We start from the raw sequence: 3,638 nt of genomic DNA, 5'->3' as shown, positions 1-3,638 counted from the left end.
CTAGCGAACAAATAGCCCAGGAAGCTCAAAACCTTGCTCATATTGCTGAGACCCTGGAGAAACTAGTGCAGCAGTTTAAATACGAAAACTAACAACCAACGGGGAAAACATTCTACGAGGCCGGGGATAATATAATACCCCGGCTTTTTTAGATTCAGGCGTTACCCGCTTTTTTAAACTACGGCTTCAACCTAATATCTTGCATAGATGTACTCTTTCGAATTTTTTTAATAACCCTTCCCTTTTCAAAAGTCTTTTTACTCTATCAGCATCAGTATATGCATTATCTATTAATATCCCAATCACTGTTCCACTGTGAGCCACATTGACTCCCACCGCTCCTGCTTTTTTTGCACAATCAATTATTGAACGTAATTTAGGCTTTTGCAGAACTTCCTCGTTTACAATAGAACTTATAGTTGCAGCTTCACCGACCAACAATGAGTTTTGCGTTCTAATTCCCTCTTTTAAAAGCCAGAGTGCGTACTCTATCTTATCCTGATTTTTCCTCTTGACTTCCGAATAGTCCGTCTCCCTGAATTTAAGGGTATCCAAGGTCTCATATGGCTCTAACACTAACACATCCAGAGGAGGCGCACTGCCCAAAGGTTCAATAATGCTTCCCTCAAGATGATCAAAAAGAGTAAGACCAGGGAAAAGTACGCTATCAGTCGGCTCAATCGATACAGCCATACTAGCTACCTCTGCATGGTCTATCTCCTTTCCGACAAGCAATGCAGAGGCCCTGATAGTGGCCACAATGTCGGCGGTACTGCTTGCCATTCCTTTACCCGCGGGAATAGAAGAATTCACTTTAATTTCTATATTGTAGGTATCTTCAGCGGATAATCCAAAAAACTCAAAACTTTTCGTCAGAGCTTCCCTGGACTTTTTAGGTCCTTGCTCCTTGCAAAAATAAGACACCTCTTCCAGAGTAACTTCCGAAAATAAATTGACAGTACAAGACACCAAACACTCCCTACCAGCTACAAATCCCTGAATTAGCTCCCCGCAAGACCCAGGACACCTCGCCGTTGCATTCATGCTTTAAGCTCCCCTACACTTTTTTAGAGCCAATATCAGCTTGTCATTGTCCTCTCTGTCCCTCACTGCCACCCTGAAAAAGCTATTGTTTAAGCCTAAAAAATTAGAGGCATCCCTTATCAAGACACCAAAAGGAATCAATTTTTGCCGCAGGGCAGAAGATGAAATTTCCTTATCCAAAATTTTAACCAGGATGAAGTTAGCGCAAGTGCTAAAAGGCTTTAACCATGAAAATTTTGATAATTCTTCCAATAAATATTTTCTCTCTACGCTTATTATAGATTTGCTCTTTTTGATATATTCTTCATCTCCCAATGCTGCTATTCCAGCAGCCGCGGCTAGGCCATTTACGCTCCAAGGCTCTTTGAAAGACTGAATAGCTTCCTTTATCTTGACACTCTTAGTTATCCCATATCCCAACCTCATGCCTGGTATCCCAAAGAACTTGGTAAATGCCCGTATCACAATCATGTTTTTAAACTCGCCAAGAAGGCCTACTGCCGCTGCATAAGACTCGTCATCCACAAATTCTACGAAGGCTTCATCTATGAGCATCAAAATATTTCGTTCCTTGCAAAAGTGTGCAATTTCCTTAATCTCCTGCTTTGGCAATACAGTACCTGTAGGGTTGTTAGGGTTGCATAAAACAACAGCTTCCACACCTTCAAGGTTCCTAATTAATTTATTGGAAGACAAACGGAAATCATCTCTCTCTTCCAATAAAAAATGCCTTGTTTTACAACCCGCAAGCCTGGCAGCTCTTTCATATTCGCTGAAGGTAGGAATGGGAATCAAAACACTAGAAGGCTTCAGGCTTCTAAAAAACAGATATATGAGCTCCGTAGCCCCATTCCCCACGATAATATCATTCAAAGGAACATTCAAATATCCTGATATTGCCCTTCTTAGCTCTAAATAATCTGGGTCGGGATAATTTCTCTGTAGCGATAGTCTTTCTACCACGTTCTTTTTAGCTAAAGGGGAAAGGCCGAGAGGATTTATATTCGCACTAAAATCTACTATATCCTTTTCTTTAACAACAAATTCCCGGCTAACTTCGTAGATATTACCACCATGAGTAGAACTTTTCGAGAAACACATTTCGTCCCCTCCACTGGTATTTTATTTACATCCAACGACCAATTACGAAACCTCCCAAAACCATTATGAAAGCCGTGGCATACATAATATTAATAGTTGCTTGTATGTGGCTGGCTTTTAACGGCACTACCGGATCGCCAATCGTAGGTTTTACTACTTTTTCTCCAAAATATGTGCTCTCTCCCCCAAGCTGAATCCTCAATGCACCTGCCACAGCAGACTCTGGGAAGCCGGCATTGGGGCTTGTGTGATTGTACCTATCCCTAATAACAATCTTAAAGGAGTCGACCATGTTAAAACCACAGAAGCTTGAAGCTAGCGGAATGAGCAACCCAGCCAGTCTTGCCGGGATCAAGTTTGCCATGTCATCTAGCCTGGCAGAAGCCCATCCTAAATGGAAGTACTTTTCGTTCTTATACCCCACCATTGAATCAAGGGTATTAATGGCCTTGTAAGCCATAGCAAGAGGGGCTCCTCCCAGAAAAGCATAAAGTAGCGGAGCAAGCACGCCATCTACAGTATTTTCGGCCACAGTCTCCACTGTAGCACGAACTATTCCCTCTTCCTCCAAAGAATGAGTCTCCCTACTGACAAGGTAAGAAAGCTGCTTTCTGGCCCTAGAAATGTCTCCTTCTATCAAAGCTTTGTAGACCTTCCCTGCCTCTTGAGCAAGATTCTTTGCGGATAACGCTGTATAAATTAGAAGGATATTTGAAAAACGATAAAAATTAGGATGTACCAAGTATGCCACCTTCAACAGCAAAAATGTGACAGACCACACCATTGCAGGAACGCATATCGCCATTACTACGCCTGCAGCTTTTAATCCTAAGGCCGTCCTAAAATGAACCCTTATAAATTTTTCCATCTCAGATATTATCCAACCTATCCCTCTCACTGGATGAGGGAACCAATAAGGATCTCCAAACGCCAAATCACATATAAAGGCTAAAAATATATCCTCCATCCGAGCCGCTCCTAAATAAATAATCAATTAACTTATACGTTTGGGGGAAAACACCTAATTGAATAATCTACACGAAATACCTATCAAAGTACATATCCTGGGGCCAGTGGGCTTTTTGACGGAAACGAATAATGTGACGATTTTGGGGTCACGGGGTCAGGTCTTTACTTTTGGTGTTGTATACTTAAATCCATGGAGCAAGGCAGATGGATCATCCTCCGCCAATTCGGACAATATCAAGGGCGAGGTAGAACCTCGGCCCGGGTTCACTAGGTAGGGGGCGGAAGGCAACCCCTTTACGTTCCATCACTACAAAATGATGGGCCCTATGAACAACTGTAGTATCCAGGAGTCGAGGCTTTATTTTTGCGTTTTAAAATACTATTGGCAATATAATAAAATGACTTTTTGCATACAGGCCAAAAATAAAGACCTGACCCCTAAGGGAGCGCATGACCCCCAAAGGGGGCTATAACACAAAGGTGCCACCTTTGATGGTGGCACCTAGGGGAAAAAACAGAGAATC

Annotated in this window: 3 protein-coding genes; all 3 read right to left on the bottom strand. The window is 42.3% G+C overall.

Translation table 11 applies throughout. The annotated features are described in order from the left end of the window. Positions 1 to 186 precede the first annotated feature (186 nt). Genes H0Z23_RS08720 through cbiB form a run of 3 tightly spaced genes read right to left on the bottom strand, consistent with a single transcriptional unit; the run spans position 187 to position 3,112 of the window. Positions 187 to 1,044, bottom strand: a complete 858-nt coding sequence (locus tag H0Z23_RS08720; RefSeq protein WP_296869060.1) for a hypothetical protein — start codon at positions 1,042 to 1,044, stop codon at positions 187 to 189. Positions 1,045 to 1,047: 3 nt separating this feature from the next. Beyond that, the gene (gene cobD, locus H0Z23_RS08715) at positions 1,048 to 2,145 is read right to left on the bottom strand and encodes a threonine-phosphate decarboxylase CobD (protein ID WP_296869059.1); all 1,098 of its coding nucleotides are present in this window, start codon (positions 2,143 to 2,145) and stop codon (positions 1,048 to 1,050) included. A gap of 25 nt (positions 2,146 to 2,170) precedes the next feature. Beyond that, entirely contained in the window at positions 2,171 to 3,112 is a 942-nt protein-coding gene (gene cbiB, locus H0Z23_RS08710; RefSeq protein ID WP_296869058.1) for an adenosylcobinamide-phosphate synthase CbiB, read from the bottom strand. Positions 3,113 to 3,638: the final 526 nt, after the last annotated feature.

It is taken from the genome of Thermovirga sp. (assembly GCF_017656375.1).
Taxonomy (GTDB): domain Bacteria; phylum Synergistota; class Synergistia; order Synergistales; family Thermovirgaceae; genus Thermovirga.
Note: the sequence above shows the minus strand (reverse complement) of the source record. Positions and strands in the feature narration are given on the sequence as shown.

What these genes read in the sequence shown, in the direction of transcription:
- H0Z23_RS08720 (WP_296869060.1), bottom strand. Translation starts at nt 1,044, where the DNA reads ATGAATGCAACGGCGAGGTGTCCTGGGTCTTGCGGGGAGCTAATTCAG.
- cobD (WP_296869059.1), bottom strand. Translation starts at nt 2,145, where the DNA reads ATGTGTTTCTCGAAAAGTTCTACTCATGGTGGTAATATCTACGAAGTT.
- cbiB (WP_296869058.1), bottom strand. Translation starts at nt 3,112, where the DNA reads ATGGAGGATATATTTTTAGCCTTTATATGTGATTTGGCGTTTGGAGAT.